We start from the raw sequence: 19,794 nt of genomic DNA, 5'->3' as shown, positions 1-19,794 counted from the left end.
CACATTAAAAAAATGTTAGCAAAAAGAATTATACCTTGCTTAGATATCAAAAACGGAAGAACCGTAAAAGGCGTTAATTTTGTTGATTTACGTGATGCCGGTGATCCTGTGGAATTAGCTGCAATTTATTCGGCTGAAGGTGCGGATGAATTGGTTTTTCTAGATATTTCGGCAACTGAAGAAAGACGAAAAACGCTTGTAAACATGGTGCGAAGCGTAGCGGAGAAAATCAATATTCCGTTTACGGTTGGCGGGGGCATTTCATCTGTAGAAGATGTTGATATTCTGCTGAATAATGGTGCAGATAAAGTCTCAATCAATTCATCGGCAGTTAAAAATCCGCAGTTGATTAACGATTTGGCTCAGAAATTCGGAAGTCAGTGCGTTGTGGTTGCAATAGACGCCAAACAAATTGACGGACAATGGATTGTGCATTTAGTTGGCGGAAAAGTACCAACGGAATTAAATTTATTCGATTGGGCTGTTGAAGTTGCAGAACGTGGTGCAGGAGAAATTTTATTCACTTCGATGGATAATGATGGCACTAAAAATGGTTTTGCAAACGAAGCTTTGGCAAAACTTTCAGAGTTGGTAAATATTCCCATTATTGCTTCGGGAGGTGCTGGAAATATACAGCATTTCGTAGATTCGTTTCAAGAAGGAAAAGCAGATGCAGCTTTGGCGGCAAGCGTTTTTCACTTTAAAGAAATCGAGATTAAGGCGTTGAAACAAGAATTAAGAAATAACAATATAGAAGTCAGAATTTAAAGGAATTCCAATTTTTAAATTCAAATTCCAATAATTTGAGTTTAGAAATTAAATCTAAAATCTAAAATTAAAATGGAAATCGATATCAAAAGCGCACACGGATTAATTCCAGCGATTATTCAGGATTCAGAGACAAAAAATGTTTTGATGCTGGGTTATATGAATGTAGAATCACTTAAAAAAACTATAGAAACGCAAAAAGTAACTTTCTTTAGCCGTTCTAAACAAAGGCTTTGGACAAAAGGCGAGGAGAGTGGTAATTTTTTAAACTTAGTGAGCATTAAAAATGACTGCGATGGCGATACGCTTTTGATTCAGGCAAAACCTGTTGGACCTACTTGTCACACAGGAGCAGATACTTGCTGGCAAGAACCAAATTCGGCAAATTATGGTTTCATTTCCCAGTTAGAAAACACAATTAAAACCCGTAGAGAAAATGCTGATTCTGAGCAAAGTTATGTAGCTTCATTATTTGCAAAAGGAATCAATAAAATAGCTCAAAAAGTCGGTGAAGAAGCTGTTGAAGTAGTTATTGAAGCCAAAGATACTAACGATGATTTATTCCTTAGCGAAAGTGCTGATTTACTTTTTCATTATCTGATTTTGTTGCAAGCAAAAGGGTATCAATTAAATGATGTTGTGGAAGTTTTAAAGACGCGTCAGAAGTAAATTATAAGTATTAAATAGTTTTCTAGAAGCTGTTTCCAAAAAGACAAATCAAATTTGATTTGTCTTTTTTATTTTGAACAATTTTAACGGAAAAGTATTGTTAAAAAATACGAAGTAACTTTCTTTATTCTTATTTTTGCAATAAAAAAAGTGGATATAGAACAAGTAAAAAAAGATTTTTTCGCCAAAAAAAAATTAACCGAAAACGAATTGGTCTTACTTTTTGAAAACCTTGTAGATAATTTTTTAGCAAAAGGAAAATTTGATCGCTCTCCAAAATCGTTTTACAGTTACGAGATTTATAATGTTTTGAAGTTTAATTTATTAAAAAGTAATATTGAAATACCTGAAGAATTAAAGAGAAAAGCTCAGATAGTTTTTGCTTATGAATACAAAATAAACAGGAGAGAATTAAGAACTGGAGTATTGCTGGGGGTTCTAATGATATTTTTTGGTATTTTGGGCTATTTCAAATATCATGATGAATTTGGAACGGCATTAATCTTACTTGATATCGCATTAGTTTTACAAGGTTTTATAATATTATTTAAACGAATAAATCAACTCTCTAATTTGCAGAAGATTGATTTAAATGACGATTAAAAATGGAAATTGAGAGAATAAGAGAAAAAATAGCAAATGGAAGTAATTTTTCTGATGCTGAAAAATATTTGGTCTTATTGGATGATACTGCAAATTATGTTTTGAAAGAAGGGAAATTTGGTAGCGAAAAAAAAACGATTCATACGATGACGCATTTTTTTAATTTAAAAGAGAAGTTAAAAAATGTAAATATTCCTCAATCTGTTCAGGATAAGATTGCTAAAGTCGATTCGATAGGGTTTGAAAGCTGTAAAAGATTTTATCAATTCCATAGAAACATTGGTGTCGTAGTATTGTTATTAGGCATTGTTTGCTATTTTCTATTTGGTTTTGCAATTAGTGCCACAATTGTTATTATAGGAATTATCCAGATCTATGTTATAGTTGGATATTATCAGAATGCTAAAAAGCTTTTTAACTATTAAGCTGAGCGAAAATGGAAATTGAAAAAATTATAAAAAAACGTTCTATTGGACAAAACACTACGTATGTAGAAGACCAGTTTCTTGCAGTTTATGAATTTGCAGAAGATGTACTAAAAAATGGTAAATTTTTAAAAGACTCAGTTTACAGTAAAAATGCATACATAAAGTTAAAGGAGCTTTTAGTTTTAACAACAAAAGATGCCGACATAGAAATTCCTTATGAGTTAACCTCTTTAATTAAAAAGGTTGATGCTATTGCTGTAAAAGAATATAAAATTGAAATTAAACAATCCGTAGCTCTGGGAGTTTTTTTTATTCTAATGGGTATAGTTTCTTATTTTTTGATATACAGCCTAATATTTACAATTTTAGTTCCTATTGTTGGTATTTATTGGATTGTATATGCATTAGAATTACATAAAAATATTAAAAGAGTATTGCTGAAAAAGTAAACGAAAAACTATTCTACAAACTCAAAAACTGCAAATTCTGCTGGTTGATGAAAACCAAATTTCAAACTCTTATAAGATTGTAATGCAAGATATTCGGTCGTATTACCGTAATCAATTCTAAAAGCATTTCCTTTCCACTTTGTACCGGTTTTGGGTTTTGTGAAATTTCCATTTTCGATTTTTTCCAGACTAGAAAATGGTATTTTAATTTCGGTGTTAAACCCTTCGGGAGTTATTTTGCTTACTGCTTCAAAACCCGAAATAGTATACTCCATAGAAGTATTCCAGCCTCCGCATTCAGGAGAAATACATTTTAAAAGCATATCATAATACGTTGAAAAGGCATTTACGCCAATTTCAATATAGTTTTTTCCATCACCGTCAGGATCAATAAACATTTCAACTAAATCATCTGTTTCATAGATTTTAGAATCTTTTGGCTGCGATTTTCCAATAATCTTCGAATCTATAGAACGATAAGCGATATAGAGGTTTTCATCATTCCACGAAAGTGAAACCATAGTATTTTGTGTGGATTTTTCCCCTGAATTATGAATTACAAACGGACCCAGAAAAGGTGTTTTCCAGTCTGTCAAATCGCCGTCGATTGTTATTTTATCATTTGTTTTATGAATAGGAAATGTTTGAGAATAAGTATTTATTGAATATAAGAATACTAAAAAATATAAAAATGAACTGACTTTCATAAAACAAGAAAATTTTAGCTAAAGTAAAGAACAATATTGTATATGAATGCAAGTATTGTAACAAAAAATAAAAATTTGTACTAATAGTTTAACTAATTCAAAACTTAATTTATAAATGATGAAAAAATACTTTGGAAGTTTTATAATAGCTTTTTTTATTGGTTTTTGTGTTAATGCACAAGGACTTATGGGGAAATCCGAAACCATTTTCACACATCAGGATACTTTACGCGGGAGCATAACAAAAGAAAGGGCTTGGTGGGATTTGAAATATTATCATCTTGATATTAAAGTAAATCCGGCAGACCGAACAATTTCGGGATCTAATACAATACGTTATACGGTTTTAACAGAATACAACCGCATGCAGATCGATTTGCAGGAACCAATGAACATTACCAAAGTAACACAAAACGGAAAAGAATTAAAGTTTGAAAGAGATGGAAATGCTTTCTTCATTACTTTAACCGAAAATCAAAAAGCAGGCGAAACTAAAGAAATCGTGGTGTCGTTTGGAGGTGTTCCAAAAGAAGCTGTTCGTCCGCCTTGGGATGGAGGAATAACATGGCAGAAAGATAAAAACGGAAAAGACTTTATAGCTTCGTCTTGTCAGGGATTAGGAGCCAGTGTTTGGTGGCCGTGTAAAGATCATATGTATGATGAAGTACAGAATATGCTGATTAGTGTAAACGTTCCAGGTGATTTAACCGATGTTTCAAATGGAAGACTGCAAAGTGTTAAAAAACAAAAGGATGGCACTAAAACTTTTAATTGGTATGTTTCAAACCCAATTAATAATTACGGAGTAAATATCAATATTGGCGATTATGTTAATTTCTCTGAAAAATTCAAAGGAGAAAAGGGCGATTTAGATTGTAATTACTACGTTTTAAGAGATAATCTAGCGAAAGCAAAAGAGCATTTTAAAGACGCTCCTAAAATGCTGAAAGCTTTTGAAAACTGGTTTGGTCCTTATCCTTTTTACGAAGACAGTTATAAATTGGTCGAAGTTCCGTATCTCGGAATGGAACACCAAAGTTCTGTTACGTATGGAAATGACTATCAAAATGGTTATAAAGGTAATGATATGAGCGGAACAGGCTGGGGATTGAAATTTGATTACATCATTATTCACGAGTCTGGACATGAGTGGTTTGCAAACAATATTACGTATAAAGATATTGCCGATATGTGGATTCACGAGAGTTTTACCACATATTCTGAATCGCTTTTTATTGAGTATTATTATGGAAAAGATGCTGCAAATGAATATATAAGAGGGATTAGAAAAGTGATTACCAATAAAAAACCAATTATTGGCTATTATGATGTAAATGTTGAAGGTTCCGGCGATATGTATCCAAAAGGAGCAAACATAATTCACACCATTCGTCAGGTGATTAATGATGATGCCAAATTTAAATCGATTTTGAGAGGAATGAACAAGACTTTTTATCATCAAACCGTTACCACAAAACAGATTGAAGATTTTATAAGTAAAGAATCGGGAATTGATTTTAGTCCAGTTTTTAATCAATATTTAAGAACTACTCAGATACCGACTTTTGAATATTATTTTAAAAATCAAAAACTGATTTACCATTGGATCAATTGTGTAGAAAATTTCAATCTTCCTTTAAAAGTTACCATAAATGGTGTTGAAACTTGGCTTAAACCAACAACCGACTGGAAAGCTGAAAATGTTAAAGATGATAAATCTATTTTGGCCGTTGATAAAAACTTTTATGTGACGGAATTTAATATCACAAACTAAACTTCGTAAAACATTTATTAAAGCCCAATAAAGTTCATATTTATTGGGTTTGTTTTTATGAAGAAATCATAAAATTTTAGAAATCTTAATTCGAATGTTTACATTTGTTGCAGATTAAGTTCGAATACTTTATTTATTTTATAATTCTACCAATGAAAAATTACTTTGGAAGCATTTTAACTGCTTTTCTAATTGGTCTTACTGCCAATGCTCAGGGACTTTTAAACAAGTCAGAAACCGTTTTTACACATCAGGATACTTTACGCGGAAGCATTACAAAAGAAAGAGCCTGGTGGGATTTGAAATACTATCACCTTGACGTAAAGGTTAATCCGGCAGAAAAATTTATTTCGGGTTCAAATACAGTTCGTTATACGGTTTTAACAGAAGATAATCGTATGCAGATCGATTTGCAGGAACCTATGAATATTACTAAAGTAACTCAGAATGGTAAGGAATTGAAATTTGAACGAGATGGAAATGCTTTCTTCATTACTTTAACCGAAAAACAAAAAGTAGGCGATGTAAAAGAAATCGTAGTTTTCTTTAACGGAAAACCAAAAGAAGCTGTTAGAGCTCCGTGGGATGGTGGTTTTTCTTGGAAAAAAGATAAAAACGGAAAAGATTTTATCGCTACATCTTGCCAAGGTTTAGGCGCAAGTGTTTGGTGGCCTTGTAAAGACCATATGTACGATGAAGTTGAGAATATGCTTATCAGTGTGAATGTTCCTGGTGACTTAACAGAGGTTTCAAACGGACGACTTCAGAGCGTTAAAAAACAAAAAGACGGAACTAAAACGTTCAATTGGTATGTTTCAAATCCAATTAACAATTATGGTGTAAACATCAACATTGGTGATTACGTTAATTTTTCTGAAGTTTTTAAAGGTGAAAAAGGAAATTTAGATTGTAATTATTACGTCCTTAGAGATAATTTAGCCGTAGCAAAAGAGCAGTTTAAAGATGCTCCAAAAATGCTGAAAGCTTTCGAAAACTGGTTTGGACCTTATCCGTTTTACGAAGACAGTTATAAATTAGTTGAAGTTCCATATTTAGGAATGGAGCACCAAAGTTCTGTAACTTACGGAAACCAATATAAAAATGGATATTTAGGACGTGATTTAAGCGGAACGGGCTGGGGATTAAAATTTGATTTTATCATTATCCACGAATCGGGACACGAATGGTATGCGAACAATATCACGTATAAAGATATTGCAGATATGTGGATTCACGAGAGTTTTACGAATTATTCTGAAAGTCTTTTTCTTGAATATTACTATGGAAAAGATGCTGCTGCAGAATATATAATCGGATGCAGAAAAAATATTAAAAACGACACTCCAATCATTGGGCATTATGATGTAAATAATGAAGGATCTGGCGATATGTATCCAAAAGGAGCCACAATGCTTCACATGATCCGTCAGGTGATTAATGATGATGCAAAATGGAAATCTATTTTGAGAGGAATGAATAAAACGTTTTACCATCAAACAGTTACTTCAAAACAAATTCAGGATTATATTAATGAGCAGTCTGGAATTAATTTCAACCGAGTTTTTGCTCAATATTTAACAACTACTCAAATTCCGGTTTTTGAATATATGTTTAAAAACGGCACTTTTGGATATCATTGGACAAACTGTGTTGCGAAATTTGATATGCCTATTCGAGTGAAATTAAACGGAGTTGAAACCTGGCTTAAACCAACAACAGAATGGCAGTCAGAAAAAACAACTAACGAAGACAGAAAACTAGAAGTTGATAAAGACTTTTATGTAACGAGTTCGAATATTGTGGAATAAATTTTAAAAAGAAATCCCATTTATAAATTACAAATTCTAAACTTAAGAGGAATTAAAAATAAAAAATCCCAAGCTCCAAGAAAATGGAATTTGGGATTTTTTTATTGGGATTTAAAAAACTTATCTGTTGTTTAATTTCGCCTTCTCTTTAATGATATCAGAAATTTTTCGGTTTTCAATTTTACTTTCCAGCCATGAAATAATATCTAGATATAAAAAAGCTCTTTTTTCGTAAGTGTTCTTTTCGAGTTCTACAAAACGCGTATGCATTTTTTTGAATTCCTTTTTGATATCGGCAGGATAAAAATTATTTAAATTTCTTAAAAACTTGATGATTTCTTTTTGAACTTCGTGTAAGTCGTTCATTTTCAATAAGAACTTATATGTGTTTTTAAGATGATTTTCTAAATAATAATCTTTTCCTAATTCATAATGTGCAATAAGCGATAATAATCTCGCAAAACACATTAAATCCTCACGCATTGTTAAGTTCTTGTTGTTAATGATTTTATCTAAATAATTGATGCATTCATTGTATTTTTCATTCCCAAAATAAATAGAAGCAATTTTATAGAAAAACAACATTTCGTGATGTTCATCCAAATGTTCGCTGTGAACTTTTAATTTCTCGAGAATTTCAGGAATTAAATATTCACTTTCTTCAAATGTTCCTTCTAAAATATGCAGGTTTAATTTGTTGTTGTATACATATAAAAATGACAACGATGCAATATTATCGTTTACAGGAAATTTATCGTCTTGAATGGTTTCTTCTAAAAGTGAAAGGTATTTTTTAAAGTTTGATTTATACTTTAACATATATAATGACTCCAAAAAATAATGATTTCCCTTTAAAAAGAATACCGGATTTAGATAAATCATATTTGGATTATCATAAAAAAGACGCACCCATTTATAAGCAAACTTGTAACTTGCTAAAAAGTCCTGAACCAGAAAACTTCGCCAAAGATTAGCATTGTAAAACCAGTACTTCTCTCTAAAACCAAATTTACTTTCGTCTAATTTGGAAATATGCTTATTAAAGTAATCATCGATATATTTATATTCTTCATCGCTTTTTACATAACCAGTCTTCAGCATGATTCCGTAAAGCTGCAGCGACAAATTCGATAATTTACTCGATATAGTGTTACGGTAATTCAATTCTTTGGCCTGAACAACCAATTCATCGGCTCTTCCTTGAATACTTCGGGTAATATACTGCGATTCTATTAACTTTTCGAATTCAACAATTTCATACGCCATGTATTTTTCGTCGTTTTCCAAAGCCTGTTGTTTTGTCTTGTCCAGAATCTTTAAACTCTGTTTGTATAAACCTTTATTATATAGGATAACAGCAAAATCTATCTGTTCCCGTAATTGATAACGAATATTCTGGCTGGGAATATTCAGACGAATACTCACTAATATCTGCTTGTATAAGTATGATTTTAAGTTCGATAGCTGTACTTTTTTAATACTTCCGCTTTTCAGGATTAGTTTTTCATCATAGGTTTCAGATCTATCTAAAATGTTGAACAATTCAATGAATTTTGTATTCGAACTCGTCTCTAATCGGCTTGCAAAAATTTTAAACTGTCTTTTTTCAGATTTCGAAAGTGATTTTATAAGAACAAATAAGAAATCTTTTTGATGGTTAGCCATTGTAAAAAATAATAATATAACGTATTGATTATTAAATATTTAACACTGTATAAATTGTTTTATGAACAGTATAATTTCATTAAAATGAATTTCGTACTGAGGAAGTACAATATATATTTGTTATCAAGATGTGAAATTACATTAAATAAATGAATATGAATAGAGAGAAAGTTCAAATTTTTGACACCACATTACGCGACGGTGAACAAGTTCCAGGATGTAAGTTAGATACTAAGCAAAAATTAGTAATTGCAGAACGACTAGACAAAATGGGAGTTGATATTATCGAAGCTGGTTTTCCTGTGTCAAGTCCGGGCGATTTTTTATCGGTCTCTGAGATTTGTAAAATTGTAGAAAATGCCACTGTCTGCGGACTAACTAGAGCCGTTAAAAATGACATTGATGTTGCAGCAGCTGCTTTAAAGCATGCTAAGAAACCTAGAATCCATACCGGAATCGGAACTTCTGAATCTCACATACTCCACAAATTAAATACTACGCCTGAAGATATTATTGCAAGAGCAAAATATGCTGTAGCACATGCAAAATCGTATGTAGAAGATGTTGAATTCTACGCAGAAGATGCCGGTAGAACAGACAATGCGTTCTTGGCAAAAGTTTGTGAAGAAGTTATCAAATCTGGAGCAACTGTATTAAATATTCCTGACACAACAGGATATTGTCTTCCTGAAGAATACGGAGCGAAAATTAAATACTTAAAAGAAAACGTAAAAGGAATCGAAAACGTAATCCTTTCGTGCCACTGTCATAACGATTTAGGAATGGCAACTGCAAACTCAATTGCAGGAGCTATTAATGGTGCAAGACAAATTGAATGTACTATTAATGGTATTGGAGAAAGAGCAGGAAATACAGCTCTTGAAGAAGTGGTAATGATTTTCAAACAACACCCTTACTTAAATTTAGACACAAACATCAATACAAGAGAATTAAATGAAATGAGCCGTTTAGTTTCTGAAAGTATGGGAATGATTGTGCAGCCAAATAAAGCAATCGTAGGAGCAAATGCTTTTGCACACAGTTCTGGAATTCATCAAGATGGTGTTATTAAAAACAGAGCTACTTACGAAATCATGGATCCGCTTGACGTTGGTGTAAACGAATCTTCTATCATTTTAACTGCTAGAAGCGGAAGAGCGGCATTAGCTTACCGAGCTAAAAAAGTAGGTTACGAGCTTACAAAAACACAATTAGACATTGTTTACATTGAGTTCTTGAAATTTGCCGATATTAAAAAAGAAGTAGTAGATGCAGATATTCATCAAATTATAGAAGCTTCTAAAATTGAAGGGGAATTAATTAGAAGCTAGTTATAGCAGAGAATAGAAGAAAGAATAAAGAAAATAGAATAGAAACAAAGATTTAAATACATAAAGAACGAGACGTTATGAATTTGAAAATAGCAGTTTTACCAGGAGACGGAATTGGACCAGAAGTTATTGCACAAGCCAAAAAAGCATTATATGCTATTGGTGAAGTGTATAATCATGAATTTGTTTTTGAAGAAGCACTCATGGGTGCGATTGCCATAGACAAAACTGGAAATCCACTCCCGGAGCAGACTTTAAATCTTTGTTTGAATACTGATGCTGTTTTATTTGGAGCCATTGGTGATCCTAAATATGATAATAATCCAAATGCAAAAGTTCGTCCGGAGCAAGGATTATTAAAACTGCGTAAAGAATTAGGTTTGTTTGCAAATATTCGCCCAATTAAACCTTATAAAGCCTTAGTGAGTGCTTCTCCTTTAAAAAGAGAGATTATCGAAGGTGCTGATTTTACTATTTTCAGAGAATTAACTGGTGGAGCATATTTTGGAGCAAAAACATTAAATGAAGAAGGTACTCATGCTTCGGATTTATGTGAATATTCAGAAGAGGAAATTACTAGAATCGCACATTTGGCTTTTAAATCAGCACAAAACCGACGCAAGAAGTTGACTATGGTGGACAAAGCTAATGTTTTGGAAACTTCTAGATTGTGGAGAAAAGTAGTTCAGAAAGTGGGCGAAAGTTATCCAGATGTAATCTTAGACTTTTTGTTTGTAGATAACGCTGCAATGCAGCTGATTTTAAACCCAAAACAATTTGATGTTATTTTGACTGAAAATTTATTTGGAGATATTTTATCAGATGAAGCCAGTGTAATTACAGGTTCAATTGGTTTATTAGCTTCTGCCTCTTTAGGAGAAAAAAATGCACTTTTCGAACCAATACACGGATCCTATCCTCAGGCAAAAGGAAAAAATATTGCCAACCCAATTGCTTCTATTTTGTCAGCGGCCATGCTGCTGGAACATTTTGGATTATTTACAGAAGCTGAAATGATCCATAAAGCGATAGAAAAAGCAATTGAATACGAAGTAGTTACTGTTGATTTAAAACCGGATTCAAAATTCGGCACAAATGAAGTAGGGGAGTTTGTTTCCAATTTCATTTTCAGCAAAGATGACTTACTATATTTTAATAATGACAATGTTTCGATTGGTCAATCAACAATTGTTTAGATTTTTTATTAAAATAATAGATTAAATAACAAGAAGTATTGAAAATGTTGAGATTTTATTTTTTTAGTTCTTAAAGTTTTTGTACTTTTGTAACACTAAAAAAATAAGGAAATGCAAATCTCAATTATTATTATTTCTGTCGTTGTTGTCAATGTGTTTAGCACATCTGCAGCGGGAATGGTATAAATATAATTGAAAAACTATATTATAAACCTTCCAAATACTGGAAGGTTTTTTTTTGAATAAAAATAAAGTAAAAAACAAAGCAATAATGGAATTAAATAAGTACAGCAAAACCATCACTCAAGATCAAACACAGCCTGCGGCGCAAGCAATGTTGTACGGAATTGGTTTAACTGAAGAAGATTTGAAAAAAGCACAAGTTGGTATTGTCAGCATGGGTTATGACGGTAATACTTGCAACATGCACTTAAATGATTTAGCAAAAGATGTGAAGAAAGGTGTTTGGGATGCTGGTCTGGTCGGACTTATTTTTAATACTATTGGTGTAAGTGACGGAATTTCAAACGGTACAGAAGGAATGCGTTATTCTCTGGTTTCTAGAGATGTAATTGCAGATTCTATTGAAACTGTTGTGGGAGCGCAATGGTATGATAGTTTAATTGCAATTCCGGGCTGCGATAAAAATATGCCAGGCGCATTAATCGCAATGGGAAGATTAAACCGTCCATCAATGATGGTTTACGGAGGTTCAATCCACTCAGGAAAATGGAAAGGAGAATCCCTGAATATTGTATCAGCTTTTGAAGCTTTAGGAAAAAAAGTAAAAGGCGAAATTACTCCAGAAGATTTTAAAGGCGTTATCCAAAATGCTTGTCCGGGTGCCGGTGCTTGTGGTGGTATGTATACTGCAAACACAATGTCTTCTGCAATTGAAGCATTAGGAATGAGCTTACCATACAGCTCTTCGAATCCTGCTTTAAGCCAAGAAAAAAGAGACGAATGTCTGGAAGCAGGAAAAGCAATCAAAATATTATTAGAAAAAGATATTAAGCCAAGAGACATCATGACTCGCAAAGCTTTCGAAAATGCGATTACTATTGTAGCAGTTTTAGGAGGTTCTACAAATGCGGTTATGCACTTAATTGCAATGGCACATTCTGTTGGAATTACTATTACTTTGGATGATTTTCAAGCTATTAACGACAGAACTCCTGTTTTAGCTGATATGAAACCAAGTGGTAAATACATGATGGAAGATATTCATGAAGTTGGTGGAATTCCAGGTGTCATGAAATATTTATTGAAAGTCGGGCTTATTCACGGAGATTGTTTAACTGTAACAGGAAAAACAGTTGCTGAAAACTTAGCTTCAACTCCAGATTTACAAGACGGACAAGAAGTAATTCATGAAATCCAAAAAGCATTAAAACCTACAGGAAACATTCAAGTTTTATACGGAAACCTTGCTTCTGAAGGAGCTGTAGCAAAAATCAGCGGTAAAGAAGGAGAATATTTCGAAGGCCCAGCGGTGGTATTTGAAGGTGAATTTGAAGTAATTCCAGGTCTTCAGGCCGGAAAAATTAAACCAGGTAATGTAGTCGTCATCAGAGGTTGTGGACCAAAAGGTGGTCCGGGAATGCCTGAAATGCTTAAACCTACATCTGCCATTATTGGAGCAGGATTAGGAAGCACCTGTGCTCTTATCACAGACGGTAGATTCTCGGGAGGTTCACACGGATTCGTGGTAGGACACGTAACACCAGAAGCATATGACGGTGGTGGTATTGCACTAGTAAAAGATGGAGATATAATTGCTATCGATGCGGTGAAAAATACAATCGACCTGAAGATATCTGATGAAGAATTTGCAGCTAGAAAAGCGGCTTGGGTTCAGCCGCCATTAAAAGTTGACAGAGGGGTTTTACTTAAATACGCTAGATCGGTGTCAAGTGCTTCTACAGGCTGCGTTACCGATAATTAATTTTAAAATAACAATATCAAAAATCAATTTCAACAACAATGTCAATGACAAAATTCAATCGCAATAAAAAATAAATATCAAAAGTCAGTTTAAAACTTGGATTTGATATTGATTTTTGACATTGCCATTGAAATTGATAAAAACAATATACTATGAGAATATCAGGGGCAGAAGCCGTTATAAGATGTTTGTTAGAAGAAGGAGTAGATTTAATTTATGGATATCCGGGAGGAGCTATAATGCCAGTTTACGATGAATTATATAAATTTCAAGATCAATTACACCATGTTTTAGTACGTCATGAACAAGGTGCAACTCATGCGGCTCAGGGGTATGCCAGAGCTACAGGAAAGGTAGGAGTGGCAATTGCTACTTCAGGACCGGGAGCAACTAATTTAGTGACTGGAATCGCAGATGCCCAGATCGATTCAACTCCGTTAGTTTGTATTACAGGACAGGTTGGAAGACATTTATTAGGTTCTGATGCATTTCAGGAAACAGATATTATTGGAATTTCAACTCCCGTTACAAAATGGAATTTTCAAGTAACTGAAGCTTCTCAAATTCCTGAAATAATGGCAAAAGCATTTTACATTGCGCGTTCAGGACGTCCAGGGCCAGTATTGGTCGATATTACTAAAAATGCTCAGTTTGATGAGTTTGATTTTAGTTATGAAAAATGTACAGGAATTAGAAGTTATGTTCCAGTTCCAAAATTAAAATTAGACAAAGTTGCTGAAGCAGCCGCTTTAATAAACAGTGCCAAAAAACCACTTATTGTTTTTGGTCAGGGAATTATTTTAGGTCAGGCTGAATCAGAATTCAAAGCCGTGATTGAAAAATCAGGAATTCCTGCCGCTTGGACAATTTTAGGATTATCTGCACTACCAACCGATCATCCTTTAAATGTTGGAATGTTAGGAATGCACGGAAACTATGCTCCTAATTTATTAACAAACCAATGTGACGTTTTAATTGCTTTTGGGATGCGTTTTGATGATCGCGTTACCGGAAATTTAAATACATATGCCAAACAAGCAAAAGTCATTCACTTTGAAATTGATCCAGCTGAAATTGATAAAAATGTAAAAACCGAAATCGCTGTTTTGGGTGATGTTAAAGAATCTTTAGCTGCTTTATTGCCGCTTCTTGAGGCAAAATCTCACGATGCTTGGCATAATGAATTTAAAGAATTAAGTAAAATCGAATTTGATTCTGTAATAAAAGAAGAATTAAATCCAACCAATGGCAAAGGAATTTCAATGGGAGAAACTATTGAAATGATCAATAAACACTCAAAAGGAGACGCAATTATTGTTTCTGATGTGGGTCAGCATCAAATGTTTGCTTGCCGTTACGCTAAATTCAATTCAACTAAAAGTAACATTACTTCAGGTGGTTTAGGAACTATGGGATTTGCTCTTCCAGCTGCAATTGGAGCTAAAATGGGAAAACCAGAGCGTGAAGTAGTGGCTATTATTGGTGATGGAGGTTTTCAAATGACTATTCAGGAATTGGGAACTATTTTCCAAACTGAAATTCCAGTTAAAATTGTGGTTTTAAATAATGAATTCTTAGGAATGGTTCGCCAATGGCAGGAATTATTCTTTGATAATAGATATGCTTCAACTAGAATGATTAATCCAAATTTCATTGCAATTGCTGAAGGATATCATATCAAATCTAAAAAAGTGACACAAAGAGAAGATCTTGACGCTGCTGTTGCAGAAATGCTAGCCTCAAAAGATTCTTATTTCTTAGAAGTGGTTGTCGAAAAAGAAAACAACGTTTTCCCAATGATTCCAACAGGAGCTTGTGTGTCAGAAATTAGATTAAGTTAAGGAGAAGTTTCATGTTTCAAGTTTCTCGTTACAAGTTTTACTTGGAACCTTAGGCTTGAAACAAATAAAACTAAAAGAAAAAATGGAAGATAAAACATTTACCATATCGGTATACTCAGAGAATAACGTGGGTTTGTTAAACAGGATATCAGGAATATTCTTAAAGCGCCACATTAATATATTAAGTCTAAATGTTTCTGAATCAGAAATAGAGAATGTTTCAAGATTTATCATCGTAGTGAATACCACAGAGAAATGGGTTCAGAATATTGTAGGACAAATTGAAAAACAAATTGAAGTTATAAAAGCATTTTATCATACAGATGAAGAAACTATTTATCTTGAAAATGCATTGTTCAAAATCGCCTCAAGTTTGTTATTTGATGAAAAACAAATTCAAAATATCATCAAAGAAAGCCAGTCTACGATTGTAACAGTTTCAAGAGATTTCTTTGTGATTTCAAAATCAGGAAGACGTTCAGAAATTGAAGAACTTTATGATAAATTCAAACCATATGGAATTATGCAGTTTGTGCGTTCGGGAAGAATTTCAGTTTCTAAAGAAAAGATGCAGATTTCATCATTGTTAGAAACCTTCAAATAAAAAAATAAAATGTGATATAACGATATCGCAATCATTTATATACAATTAATTATTAAATTTCATTTCATTAATATTTTAAAACAAAATGGCAAATTATTTCAACACATTACCACTTAGATTACAATTAGAGCAACTTGGAGTTTGCGAATTTATGGAGCAGTCAGAGTTTGCAGACGGAATTGCAGCATTAGCAGGAAAAAAAGTTGTTATTGTTGGTTGTGGTGCACAAGGTTTGAATCAAGGTTTAAACATGAGAGATTCTGGTTTAGACATTTCTTACGCATTGCGTGCAGATGCAATTGCTGAAAAGAGAGCTTCATATAAAAATGCAACTGAAAACGGATTTAAAGTAGGTACTTATGAAGAGTTGATTCCAACAGCTGATTTAGTTTGCAACTTAACTCCAGACAAACAACACACTGCTGTAGTTACTGCTATTATGCCTTTAATGAAACAAAATTCAACTTTGGCTTACTCTCACGGTTTTAATATTGTTGAAGAAGGAATGCAGATTCGTAAAGACATTACTGTTATTATGTGTGCTCCTAAATGTCCAGGTTCTGAAGTACGTGAAGAATATAAAAGAGGATTTGGTGTGCCAACACTTATTGCAGTTCACCCAGAAAACGATCCAAACGGTTTTGGTTTAGATCAAGCAAAAGCTTATGCTGTAGCAACTGGAGGACATAGAGCAGGAGTTTTAAGATCATCTTTCGTAGCTGAAGTAAAATCAGACTTAATGGGTGAGCAGACTATTCTTTGTGGTCTTCTTCAAACGGGTTCTATTTTATGTTTCGATAAAATGGTTGAAAAAGGAATTGATCCTGCATACGCTTCTAAATTAATTCAATACGGATGGGAGACTATTACTGAAGCATTGAAACATGGAGGTATCACAAATATGATGGATCGTTTGAACAATCCTTCAAAAATTGAGGCTTACGAATTGGCTGAAGAATTAAAAGATATCATGCGTCCGTTATTCCAAAAACACCAAGACGATATCATTTCTGGCGAATTCTCTAGAACTATGATGATTGACTGGGCCAATGATGATGTTAACTTATTGAAATGGAGAGCAGCTACAGGAGAAACTAACTTTGAGAAAACAGCTCCACAAGAAGCACCAATCTCTGAGCAAGAATATTTTGACAATGGAGTTTTAATGATTGCTATGGTTAAAGCTGGTGTTGAATTAGCTTTTGAAACAATGACAGAAGCTGGAATTATCGAAGAATCAGCTTATTATGAATCATTACACGAATTGCCATTAATTGCCAATACTATCGCTAGAAAGAAATTATTCGAAATGAACCGTGTAATTTCTGATACAGCTGAATACGGATGTTACTTATTTGATCATGCTTGTAAGCCATTATTGACTGAATTCATGAAAAAAGTAGAAACTAATATTATTGGTAAACCATTTTCAACTTCTAATGGAGTAGATAATACGGTATTAATTGCTGTTAACAAAGAAATCCGCCAGCATCCTATTGAAGAAGTAGGAGCTTGGTTAAGAGAGTCTATGACAGCAATGAAAAAAATTGGATAAATAAATTTGGGAATTTCCACTCATTTGATTGTAGTGGAGTTGCTCTGTATCAATGTTTTAAATTAATATTTTGAATTAGTAAGCACTTATTAAGAAAAATAGATATAGATGCATATGCGTTCACTTAACTTCAAGTGAGACTTAGCAAGTTAAGTGAAGCTAGTCCCTAAAAAGGGGTATATTTTAATTGAAAATATACTTTGTTGAAATTTCTATTTTAATTAATAATGATGCTGCTATTTTCAAAATAGGTAAAGTATTGTAATGCAGAATTACAAAATTAATTGTTATTGAAATTTGTTAAATTAAAAGGTATGATAATTTCTTTGTCATACCTTTTTTGTGATTTAGATTTTTTCTAAAAACATGTTTTTTTAGAATAACTTTAAAAAAAACGTATATTTTATTTATTATATGTTTTTTTTATTCAAAATTTATGAATTAAATAATTTTAAGAATAGAAGCAGATTTAATACATTTATAAAAAAATTCCACAAAACTATGAGTTATTATAAAATAGAAAATTTAGAACAATATTTTAAACATTACAATAAGTCAATAAGAGAGCCAAGAAAATTTTGGGGAAAAATTGCTGAAGAAAATTTTACTTGGTATCAACAGTGGGAAAAAGTTGTTGATTTTAATATGGCCGATGCTGAAGTAAAATGGTTTACAGACGCAAAAGTTAACATTACCAAAAATTGTATCGATAGACATTTAAGCAAAAGAGGAGACAAAACGGCTATTATTTTTGAACCGAATGAACCTTCTGAAGAAGCTTTACATATAACATACAACGAACTTTACGAAAGAGTTTCTAAAATGGCAAACGTATTACGTGAGCAGGGAATTCGTAAAGGAGACCGTGTATGTATTTATTTGCCAATGATTCCTGAATTAGCAGTTGCTGTATTGGCTTGTGCTAGAATTGGAGCCATTCACTCAGTAGTATTTGCAGGATTTTCTGCTTCGGCATTGTCTGCAAGAATTATTGACTGCGAATGTAAAATGGTAATTACATCTGATGGAGGTTATAGAGGAAACAAAACAATAGACCTAAAAGGAATTGTTGATGAAGCTCTAGAAACTTGTCCATCTGTTTCTAAAGTTTTAGTGGTAAAAAGAACAAAAACCGAAGTTGCCATGAGAGAAGGACGTGACATTTGGTTACAGCCTTTATTAGATGCTGCTCTTGATAATAGTGTTGCTGAAATTATGGATGCTGAAGATCCTTTGTTTATTTTATATACTTCAGGATCAACAGGTAAACCAAAAGGTATGGTTCATACTACTGCTGGATATATGGTTTACACAGCTTATACTTTTAAAAATGTTTTCAGCCACGAAGAAAATGATATTTTCTGGTGTACTGCTGATATTGGATGGATTACTGGTCACTCTTATATTTTATACGGACCATTATTAAATGGAGGAACAACCGTAATTTTTGAAGGAGTTCCATCTTATCCAGATTTCAGCCGTTTTTGGGATATTATCGAAAAACATAAAATCACACAATTTTATACAGCGCCAACGGCTATCCGTTCATTAGCAAAAGAAAGTTTAGATTATATTCAAAAATATCCTCTAAAATCACTTAAAGTTATTGGATCTGTTGGAGAGCCAATCAACGAAGAAGCTTGGCACTGGTTCAATGACCACGTTGGAGATAAGAGATGTCCGGTTGTGGATACTTGGTGGCAGACAGAAACAGGTGGAATCATGATTTCGCCAATTGCATTTGTAACGCCAACAAAACCAACTTATGCGACATTACCATTACCAGGAATTCAACCCGTTTTAATGGATGAAAAACGCAATGAAATTGAAGGAAATCAAGTAGTTGGAAGTTTATGTATTAAATTTCCGTGGCCGGGAATCGCAAGAACAATCTGGAATAACCACGAGCGTTACAAAGAAACATATTTCTCTGCTTTCCCTGGAAAATACTTTACAGGTGACGGAGCGCTAAGAGACGAAGTTGGGTATTACAGAATTACAGGTAGAGTAGATGACGTGGTAATTGTTTCTGGTCATAACTTAGGAACAGCGCCAATTGAAGATGCAATCAACGAGCATCCAGCTGTGGCAGAATCTGCAATTGTTGGATTCCCGCATGACATTAAAGGAAATGCTTTATATGGTTATGTAATTCTAAAAGAAACTGGAGAAGTTAGAAATAAAGAAAATTTATCAAAAGAGATCAATCAGTACATTGCGGATCACATTGGCCCAATCGCTAAATTAGATAAAATCCAATTTGTTTCTGGTTTACCAAAAACACGTTCAGGAAAAATTATGCGTAGAATTTTGCGTAAAATTGCTGAAGGAGATTTTTCAAATTTTGGTGATACCACAACATTATTGAACCCAGAAATTGTGGAAGAAATTAGTAAGGACAGAATTTCTTAATTTTGAAATATAAAAAGCAAAAAAAGAGCCTCTATTAAA

The 19,794-nt window shown here is 33.0% G+C and carries 16 protein-coding genes; 14 read left to right on the top strand and 2 right to left on the bottom strand.

Features of this window, described 5'->3' with window-relative positions; translation table 11 throughout:
* Positions 1-12: 12 nt before the first annotated feature.
* From hisF to P2W75_RS08550, 5 genes are all read left to right on the top strand, one after another.
* Positions 13-768 carry an imidazole glycerol phosphate synthase subunit HisF gene (gene hisF / locus P2W75_RS08570; RefSeq protein ID WP_276380036.1) on the top strand — a complete coding sequence of 252 codons (756 nt, stop codon included), beginning with the start codon at positions 13-15 and terminating at the stop codon, positions 766-768.
* A gap of 66 nt (positions 769-834) precedes the next feature.
* On the top strand, positions 835-1,437 hold the full coding sequence (gene hisIE / locus P2W75_RS08565; RefSeq protein WP_276380999.1) for a bifunctional phosphoribosyl-AMP cyclohydrolase/phosphoribosyl-ATP diphosphatase HisIE: 603 nt from the start codon (positions 835-837) through the stop codon (positions 1,435-1,437).
* 150 nt (positions 1,438-1,587) lie between these two features.
* Positions 1,588-2,040, top strand: a complete 453-nt coding sequence (locus P2W75_RS08560) for a hypothetical protein (protein WP_276380035.1) — start codon at positions 1,588-1,590, stop codon at positions 2,038-2,040.
* 2 nt (positions 2,041-2,042) lie between these two features.
* A complete protein-coding gene (locus tag P2W75_RS08555; RefSeq protein WP_276380034.1) occupies positions 2,043-2,465 on the top strand; it encodes a hypothetical protein in 423 nt (140 codons plus the stop codon).
* Between the two features lie 11 nt (positions 2,466-2,476).
* A complete protein-coding gene (locus P2W75_RS08550) occupies positions 2,477-2,917 on the top strand; it encodes a hypothetical protein (protein ID WP_207296303.1) in 441 nt (146 codons plus the stop codon).
* A gap of 8 nt (positions 2,918-2,925) precedes the next feature.
* On the opposite strand, the gene P2W75_RS08545 is transcribed toward P2W75_RS08550, so the two are convergent.
* Complete coding sequence (locus P2W75_RS08545) at positions 2,926-3,624, bottom strand: carbohydrate-binding family 9-like protein (RefSeq protein ID WP_276380033.1); 699 nt, start codon at positions 3,622-3,624, stop codon at positions 2,926-2,928.
* A gap of 118 nt (positions 3,625-3,742) precedes the next feature.
* On the opposite strand from P2W75_RS08545, the gene P2W75_RS08540 reads away from it, so the two are divergent.
* The gene (locus tag P2W75_RS08540; protein WP_276380998.1) at positions 3,743-5,398 is read left to right on the top strand and encodes a M1 family metallopeptidase; all 1,656 of its coding nucleotides are present in this window, start codon (positions 3,743-3,745) and stop codon (positions 5,396-5,398) included.
* Between the two features lie 152 nt (positions 5,399-5,550).
* A complete protein-coding gene (locus P2W75_RS08535; protein ID WP_276380032.1) occupies positions 5,551-7,206 on the top strand; it encodes a M1 family metallopeptidase in 1,656 nt (551 codons plus the stop codon).
* A gap of 120 nt (positions 7,207-7,326) precedes the next feature.
* Here the strand turns inward: P2W75_RS08535 and P2W75_RS08530 are convergent, their stop codons facing one another.
* Complete coding sequence (locus P2W75_RS08530; RefSeq protein WP_207296300.1) at positions 7,327-8,871, bottom strand: hypothetical protein; 1,545 nt, start codon at positions 8,869-8,871, stop codon at positions 7,327-7,329.
* A gap of 155 nt (positions 8,872-9,026) precedes the next feature.
* Here P2W75_RS08530 and P2W75_RS08525 point away from each other — a divergent pair, with 155 nt between their 5' ends.
* The 7 genes from P2W75_RS08525 (at position 9,027) to acs (ending at position 19,755) form a co-directional block, all read left to right on the top strand.
* Positions 9,027-10,202: a 2-isopropylmalate synthase gene (locus P2W75_RS08525; RefSeq protein ID WP_276380031.1), complete on the top strand. Its 1,176-nt coding sequence runs from the start codon at positions 9,027-9,029 to the stop codon at positions 10,200-10,202.
* 77 nt (positions 10,203-10,279) lie between these two features.
* Positions 10,280-11,398: a 3-isopropylmalate dehydrogenase gene (leuB, locus tag P2W75_RS08520; protein WP_207296298.1), complete on the top strand. Its 1,119-nt coding sequence runs from the start codon at positions 10,280-10,282 to the stop codon at positions 11,396-11,398.
* Positions 11,399-11,669: 271 nt separating this feature from the next.
* A complete protein-coding gene (ilvD, locus tag P2W75_RS08515; protein WP_207296297.1) occupies positions 11,670-13,343 on the top strand; it encodes a dihydroxy-acid dehydratase in 1,674 nt (557 codons plus the stop codon).
* Positions 13,344-13,495: 152 nt separating this feature from the next.
* Entirely contained in the window at positions 13,496-15,184 is a 1,689-nt protein-coding gene (ilvB, locus tag P2W75_RS08510) for a biosynthetic-type acetolactate synthase large subunit (protein WP_276380030.1), read from the top strand.
* 82 nt (positions 15,185-15,266) lie between these two features.
* Entirely contained in the window at positions 15,267-15,788 is a 522-nt protein-coding gene (gene ilvN, locus P2W75_RS08505; RefSeq protein WP_207296295.1) for an acetolactate synthase small subunit, read from the top strand.
* Positions 15,789-15,873: 85 nt separating this feature from the next.
* Entirely contained in the window at positions 15,874-17,343 is a 1,470-nt protein-coding gene (gene ilvC / locus P2W75_RS08500; protein ID WP_207296294.1) for a ketol-acid reductoisomerase, read from the top strand.
* 501 nt (positions 17,344-17,844) lie between these two features.
* Positions 17,845-19,755 carry an acetate--CoA ligase gene (gene acs, locus P2W75_RS08495; protein WP_207296293.1) on the top strand — a complete coding sequence of 637 codons (1,911 nt, stop codon included), beginning with the start codon at positions 17,845-17,847 and terminating at the stop codon, positions 19,753-19,755.
* Positions 19,756-19,794: the final 39 nt, after the last annotated feature.

This window comes from Flavobacterium sp. H4147, from assembly GCF_029360735.1.
In the GTDB taxonomy this organism is placed as follows: domain Bacteria; phylum Bacteroidota; class Bacteroidia; order Flavobacteriales; family Flavobacteriaceae; genus Flavobacterium; species Flavobacterium endoglycinae.
The sequence above is the reverse complement of the archived record's forward strand: the minus strand, read 5'-3'. Positions and strand labels throughout refer to the sequence as shown.

Bases quoted from the DNA above. Each gene is read 5' to 3' on its own strand.
- P2W75_RS08550 (WP_207296303.1), top strand. From the start codon at position 2,477: ATGGAAATTGAAAAAATTATAAAAAAACGTTCTATTGGACAAAACACT.
- P2W75_RS08540 (WP_276380998.1), top strand. From the start codon at position 3,743: ATGAAAAAATACTTTGGAAGTTTTATAATAGCTTTTTTTATTGGTTTT.
- P2W75_RS08525 (WP_276380031.1), top strand. From the start codon at position 9,027: ATGAATAGAGAGAAAGTTCAAATTTTTGACACCACATTACGCGACGGT.
- P2W75_RS08530 (WP_207296300.1), bottom strand. From the start codon at position 8,871: ATGGCTAACCATCAAAAAGATTTCTTATTTGTTCTTATAAAATCACTT.
- ilvN (WP_207296295.1), top strand. From the start codon at position 15,267: ATGGAAGATAAAACATTTACCATATCGGTATACTCAGAGAATAACGTG.
- ilvC (WP_207296294.1), top strand. From the start codon at position 15,874: ATGGCAAATTATTTCAACACATTACCACTTAGATTACAATTAGAGCAA.
- acs (WP_207296293.1), top strand. From the start codon at position 17,845: ATGAGTTATTATAAAATAGAAAATTTAGAACAATATTTTAAACATTAC.
- ilvB (WP_276380030.1), top strand. From the start codon at position 13,496: ATGAGAATATCAGGGGCAGAAGCCGTTATAAGATGTTTGTTAGAAGAA.
- P2W75_RS08535 (WP_276380032.1), top strand. From the start codon at position 5,551: ATGAAAAATTACTTTGGAAGCATTTTAACTGCTTTTCTAATTGGTCTT.
- ilvD (WP_207296297.1), top strand. From the start codon at position 11,670: ATGGAATTAAATAAGTACAGCAAAACCATCACTCAAGATCAAACACAG.
- hisF (WP_276380036.1), top strand. From the start codon at position 13: ATGTTAGCAAAAAGAATTATACCTTGCTTAGATATCAAAAACGGAAGA.
- leuB (WP_207296298.1), top strand. From the start codon at position 10,280: ATGAATTTGAAAATAGCAGTTTTACCAGGAGACGGAATTGGACCAGAA.
- P2W75_RS08545 (WP_276380033.1), bottom strand. From the start codon at position 3,624: ATGAAAGTCAGTTCATTTTTATATTTTTTAGTATTCTTATATTCAATA.
- P2W75_RS08555 (WP_276380034.1), top strand. From the start codon at position 2,043: ATGGAAATTGAGAGAATAAGAGAAAAAATAGCAAATGGAAGTAATTTT.